Source organism: Albimonas sp., from assembly GCF_055129145.1.
Genome location: NZ_JBSRTQ010000204.1, coordinates 1 through 5,972, shown reverse-complemented (window position 1 = coordinate 5,972; position 5,972 = coordinate 1). Strand labels below are relative to the sequence as shown.

Sequence of the window (5,972 nt, the reverse complement as noted above, 5' to 3'; positions counted from 1 at the left end):
ACGCCCGGGTCAGCCCGGGCGGCCGCGGGGCGGGGGCGGGCCCTTCGCGCAGCGCCTCGGGCGGCTCTCCGCCCAGCCAGGCCACCACGAAGAGCCGGGGTCGCGACTGGGGCAGAAACCCCGCCGCATCCACCACATGCGCGTCGAACCTGTAGCCCGCCTGCGCCAGCGCCGTGCAGAGCGTGGCGAAATCGCGCGAGGACGAGGCCAGCCCCACCACGTTCTCGATCACCAGCGCCCGCGGGGCCCGCCCCTCGCGCGCAAGCTGCTCGACCAGATACCAGAACGCCCAGAACACCGAGGACCGCGTGGTTCCGCCCAGCGACATGCCCCGCCGCGCGCCGGCGAGGCTGAGATCCTGGCAAGGGAACGAGGCCCAGGCGAGGTCGGCCCGCCCCGGCAGCTCCGCCGGGGCCACCGCCGCCACATCCCGCTCCAGCAGGTGGTCCCCGCCGAAATTCTCCCGGTAGGCCTTGCATTTGGACCGGTCGAGGTCGTTGGCCCAGAGGCAATCCCACCCCGCGCCCAGCCCCAGCCGGGCCATGCCGCCGCCGGCGAAGAACTCGTAGAAGCGGCGGTCGGGCGCGGGGGCGCTCACCGCGTCGCCCGCCCCGCGCCGAAGGCGGCGAGGCGGGAGAGCGCGTCGCGCAAGCCCTCGGCGTCGGCATTGGCGAAGGCCACCCGGAACGACTGGGCGCCCAGCGGGTCGTCTGCCGGACAGAACATGGTCCCGGGCAGGATCAGCAGCGACTGCTCGTCGACCAGCGCCTTGCAGAGCGTCTCGGAGTCTTCGGCGAAGGGGTGGCGGATATAGGCGAAATAGGCCCCGCAGCCCATCAGCTCCCAGTCGGGCAGGGCCTGCCGGAAGCTGTCGCGGACCACGGCGCGGCGGGCGAGGATCTCGTCGCGCTGGCCCGCGACGAAGTCGTCGAGATGGCGCAGCCCGTGCAGCGCCGCCATCTGGCCGAGCTGCCCCGCGCAGATCTGCACGCTGTCGAGGAATTTCTCGGCCTGGGCGAGGCGCGCAGGGTGGGCGATGGCGAGGCCGACCCGGTGCCCGGTCAGCCGATACGCCTTCGAGAATGAATAGAGGTGGATCAGCGTGTCCCGCCAGTCGGGATCGGAAAACAGCGCATGCGGGGCGGCGTCGCGGCTGTCGAAGTCGCGATAGGTCTCGTCGACCATCAGCGCCGCGCCGTGCCGGCGGGCGAGGTCGGCGAAGGCCTCGACCAGGCCCGCGGGGTATTCGGCCCCGGTGGGATTGTTCGGCGTGATCAGCACGATGGCCGTCACGCCGTCCATCAGCGCCTCGGCGGCGTCGAGCCGCGGGTTGAGGTCCGCGTCGCAGGGCAGGGGGCGCGCCTCGATCCCCATCATGTCGCACCACATCTTGTGGTTGAAATACCACGGGACGGGCAGGAGGATCGCGTCGCCAGGGCCGGCGAGCGTGGCGAGGAGCGCGCAAAACGCCTGATTGCAGCCGGCGGCGATGGCGACGTCTTCGGGCCGGATCTCGCCGCCATAGTCGGCGGACCAGCGCGCGGCGACGGTCTCGCGCAGCGCCGGCAGGCCGAGGACCGGGCCGTAGAGATGCGCCTGCGGGTCGTTCAGCGCCGCCTCGGCGATGGCGCGGCGCAGGCCCTCGGGCGGCGGGTCCACCGGGGCGGCCTGCGAGAGGTTGAGCAGCGGACGGTTCGCCGGGAAGCTCTTGCCCGCGATCCAGCGGCGGGCCTCCATCACCGGAGGCTCGGCGGTGATCGCCATGGCGGGGGCGAGCGGGCCCGGGAAGGCGGCGGGCGGGGGGACGGCGGCGAGGGTCATGGGCGCGACGATAGCGGGCGGCGGGGCGGGGCGGAAGGGTCCGCGCGCGTCGCAGGGGGGTATGCGACAGGGTGGCGGTCCGGGCGGCGGAAGGGCGGAAGGAAGCGCCGCGTCGGGCGATGCGCCGGTGGCGGCGGAGCGCCCGCGGCGCGGGGAAAGGGCGGCGCCGGTTGCGCCGGGGCGGGCAGGCGTGCGCCGCGCACGGGGCCCGCGACCTTCGCGTCGGGTGCGCGCGAAAACCGGACGGACGTCGCCGCGGCGGAGCTTGGGCGGGGCCGGGGCGATGGATCGGGTCGTGCCATGAGCGCAACTCATCCGAAACGCCGATGCGGCGGCCAGCGCCCGCCGACGCCGGCGCCTCGGGTGGTCGAGCCGTCGAGCGGCCGCGCGGCGCCCCCCGCGCCCTCACCCGCCCGGAGACGCACCCGCATGCGCCTTCGTCGAACCGCCGCGCGGGCGCTCCGGCGACGGCGGCGCCAGGGCTTGCGCGCGGCTCCCGTCCGGGGGGCCGGCGCGCCGGGCTCAGGCGTCGTAGGCGCTCAGGAACCGGGTCACGGCGGCGTCGAAGGCGGCGGGCTGCTCGATATTGATCGAATGCCCGCCCTCCAGGTCCGTCGCCTGCAGGCTCGGCAGCGCCACCCGCGCCCAGGCCGCCCAGGGCTGAAACCGCTTCTCCCAAACCCCGTTCACCATCAGCGTCGGCGCGTCGATCGCCCGGAAGCGGTGGCGCATGGCGACGTCCGGGATGGTGCGCTCCACCGCGCAGGCCATGGCGTGAGGGTCGAGCCCTTCCGCGTCCGCCACCATCGCCGCCTTCACCGCCTCGGGGAATCGCCGCGCGCCCGAGGGGTGGGCGCGGTGCGCGCTCAGCCCCTCGCGCCCCGCCGCCCGGATCCGCGCGGCGCGGGCGCTTGCGGCGGCCAGGCCGTCCGGCGTCGCGGGATCGGCGAAGGCGGCGGCGGAGTTGGTGAACACCTGCGCCGCAACCGCGTCGGGATGCGCCGCCTGGTAGCTCAGCGTCATCGCCGCCCCGAAGCTCTGTCCGCACAGGTGCCAGCGCGGGACGCCCATCAGGGCGCGCACCGTCTCGAAGGTCTCGAAATACCGGGCGGCGGCATAGGTTTCGAGCGCTTCGGGCGCGTCGGAGCGGCCATGGCCGAGCAACTCCACCACCGCCACCGGTCGCGCGCGCACCAGCGCGGGCAGGTTGAGCGTCCATTGCGCCCGGCTCGACATGAAGCCGTGCACCATGAGCAGCGGCAATCCCGGACCCGCCCCGGCCCCGGCGCCGTAGATCTCGACATGCAGACCGCCGATGCGCTCCACCCGGTCGGGCGAGGGCGCGCCCGCCGCCTTCGCCGCGCCCCCCGCACCTGCGGCCGTTCCGAAGACCCTCCCGGCGGAACCGTCCCCATCCTGGCCGACCCGGCCCTGAATGCCATCCATCGCCTGCTCTCCCCGTGTTTGGCTGAATGTAGGGAGCCGATCCACGTGGCGGAACCCGAAGCGACGCTACGTCGCCTGCGGCCCGCCGCCGCCATGCCCCCGCGCGGCCCCGCCACGGCTTGACGCACCGCACCATCCCGGATAGCGCCCTCGCATGGCAGAACCTCCCATCCTCACGCTCGCTGAAATCACCCTTGGCTGGGGCGGCGACCCGCTGTTCGCGGGTCTCGACTGCGCCGTGCATCCGGGCGACCGGATCTGCCTCGTGGGCCGCAACGGCTCGGGCAAATCCACCCTGATGAAGATCATGGCCGGCCTCGCCGAACCCGACGCCGGCGAACGCTTCACCCGCCCCGGGGCCACGGTGGGCTACCTGCCCCAGGACCCGGATTTCGCCGGCTACAAGACGCTGGGCGACTATGTGGCCGAGCCGCTCGACCCCGCCGAAGTCTGGCGGGCCGAGATGGCGATGGACGGGCTCAAGGTCCCGGCCGAGCAGACGCCCGAGGCCGCCTCGGGCGGCGAGCGTCGGCGCGCGGCGCTCGCCCGGCTGATGGCGGTCGATCCCGACCTGATGCTGCTGGACGAGCCGACCAACCATCTCGACATCGAGGCCATCGCCTGGCTGGAGCAGCGCCTCAGTCAGACCCGCGCCGCCTTCGTGCTGGTCAGCCATGACCGCGCCTTCCTGCGCGCGCTCACCCGCCAGATCATCTGGGTGGATCGCGGCCAGGCCCGCCGGCTCGACCGCGGCTTCGTCGACTTCGAGGACTGGCGCGACAAGGTGTTCGAGGACGAGGCGCAGACCCGCCACAAGCTCGACCGCCTGATCAAGCAGGAGGCCGTCTGGGCGGTGGAGGGCATTTCCGCCCGCCGCAAGCGCAACCAGGGCCGCGTCCGCCGCCTGCAGGACCTGCGCCAGGAACGCTCCGACCAGCGCGGGCGCACCGGCACGGCCGCCATGGCCTTCGACACCGCCCCCCAGTCGGGCAAGCGGGTGATGGAGGCCGAGGACGTCTCCAAATCCTATGGCGGCAAGGTCATCGCCACCGATTTCTCGATCAAGATCATGCGCGGCGACTGCGTGGCCTTCGTCGGCCCCAACGGGGTCGGCAAGTCGACGATGATCAAGATGCTGACCGGAGAGATCGCGCCCGACGCCGGCACGGTCAAGCTGGGCACCAAGCTCGAGATCGCGGTCTTCGACCAGGCCCGCGCGGCGCTAGATCCCGAGATGTCGCTGTGGGAGAGCCTCGTCGGCGATCCCGACATGGCGGTGTCGGGCAACTCGGACCAGGTGATGGTCCGCGGCCGGCCCAAGCATGTCGTCGCCTATCTGAAAGACTTCCTCTTCGACGAGCGTCAGGCCCGCGGCCCGGTCAAGGCGCTGTCGGGGGGCGAGAAGGCGCGGCTGCTGCTCGCCCGCCTGATGGCCAAGGAATCCAACGTTCTGGTGCTGGACGAACCGACCAACGACCTCGACGTCGAGACCCTCGACCTGTTGCAGGAACTGGTGGTGGATTACGAGGGCGCGGTGCTGCTGGTCAGCCATGACCGCGACTTTCTGGACCGCACCGCGGCGACGACCGTGGTGATGGAAGGCGACGGGCGGGCGACGGTCTATGCCGGCGGCTGGTCGGACATGGTCTCCCAGCGCGGGTCGGCCCCGATGGGGGCCCAGGATTCGGACGGCGGCAAGCCGGCGAAGACGCCCAAGGCCCCGAAAGCCGGCAAGGCGGCCAAGCCGTCGTCTTCTGCCCCGTCGTCCTCGGCCCCGCCGAACACCGCGCCGAAGCCGGCGTCGAAACCTGCGGGCAAGCCCGGCGCGAAGCTGACCTTCACCCAGACCCACCGGCTCGAGGCCTTGCCCAAGGAGATGGACAAGATCGCCTCCGACATCGCCAAGCTCGAGAAACTGCTCGCCGATCCGCAGCTCTTTTCCCGCGACCCCGCCAAGTTCGCCAAGGCCACCGGGGCGCTGACCCAGCGCCGCAACCTGCTGGAGCGGACCGAGGAGGAGTGGCTGGAGCTCGAAGCCCTGCGCGAGGCGGCGGAGGGCTGAGTTTCGGCTACGCCTGACCCTGCCGGAAAAAAGCCCGCCCGGTGCGAACCGGGCGGGCTTCGTCATCTCGGCGGGGCGCCGCGGCGCCGGTCAGGCGCCCGGGCGGCGCCGGCCCGCTTTGGAACCGGAATCGAGCGCCGGGTTGCGCGACGGCAGCAGCCGCGTCAGCGCCTGCGACATGGCGCGGGCGAAATCCGCGTCCCTCGGCCCGAGCGTCGCGCCCGAGCTCATCATCAGCGAGCTCAGCTCCTTGCTCCCGCCGCACCAGGCGATCAGCGCTTCGGTCCGGCCGTTGCGACCTTCGCCGCCGCGGCCCGAGACCGCGCCCTCGCAGGCCCTGAGCCGCCCGTCGGGGTTGAAGATCACCACCGCGCGCAGGCCGTCGAGCTGCCGGCCCGCGGCCGGCGCGAACCCGCCCGAGCCGAAGCGCGCCGGCATCCGCATCGCCGCGGCGACGGCGGCGATGTCCGACCCGTCGGGCGGGGCGCCCTTCATCTCCAGCGGCGTGGCGGCGCCGCCGCCGCTGACCTCGCCGGGGCTGTAGGCGGTGTCGATCATGTCGGAATAGACCCGCGTCGCCGGTCCGGTCGGCCCGCCCGCGCAGGCCGCGAGCCCCGCCGCCAGCGCCAGCGCGACGCCCGCG

General features: G+C 73.4%; 5 protein-coding genes. 1 reads left to right on the top strand and 4 read right to left on the bottom strand.

The genetic code is table 11. The annotated features are described in order from the left end of the window. The 3 genes from ACTB72_RS20040 to ACTB72_RS20030 all read right to left on the bottom strand — a co-directional run. Positions 1–598: DNA cytosine methyltransferase (locus ACTB72_RS20040; protein ID WP_463038790.1), on the bottom strand; the 598-nt coding region annotated here is incomplete at its 3' end. Beyond that, complete coding sequence (locus ACTB72_RS20035; RefSeq protein ID WP_463038789.1) at positions 595–1,821, bottom strand: aminotransferase; 1,227 nt, start codon at positions 1,819–1,821, stop codon at positions 595–597. The genes ACTB72_RS20035 and ACTB72_RS20040, both read right to left, overlap by 4 nt. 522 nt (positions 1,822–2,343) lie before the next feature. Continuing rightward, entirely contained in the window at positions 2,344–3,267 is a 924-nt protein-coding gene (locus tag ACTB72_RS20030) for an alpha/beta fold hydrolase (RefSeq protein ID WP_463038788.1), read from the bottom strand. A 154-nt stretch (positions 3,268–3,421) separates the two neighbouring features. Here ACTB72_RS20030 and ACTB72_RS20025 point away from each other — a divergent pair, with 154 nt between their 5' ends. Then, positions 3,422–5,329, top strand: a complete 1,908-nt coding sequence (locus ACTB72_RS20025; RefSeq protein ID WP_463038787.1) for an ABC-F family ATP-binding cassette domain-containing protein — start codon at positions 3,422–3,424, stop codon at positions 5,327–5,329. A 90-nt stretch (positions 5,330–5,419) separates the two neighbouring features. Here the strand turns inward: ACTB72_RS20025 and ACTB72_RS20020 are convergent. Then, positions 5,420–5,972: hypothetical protein (locus tag ACTB72_RS20020; RefSeq protein ID WP_463038786.1), on the bottom strand; the 553-nt coding region annotated here is incomplete at its 5' end.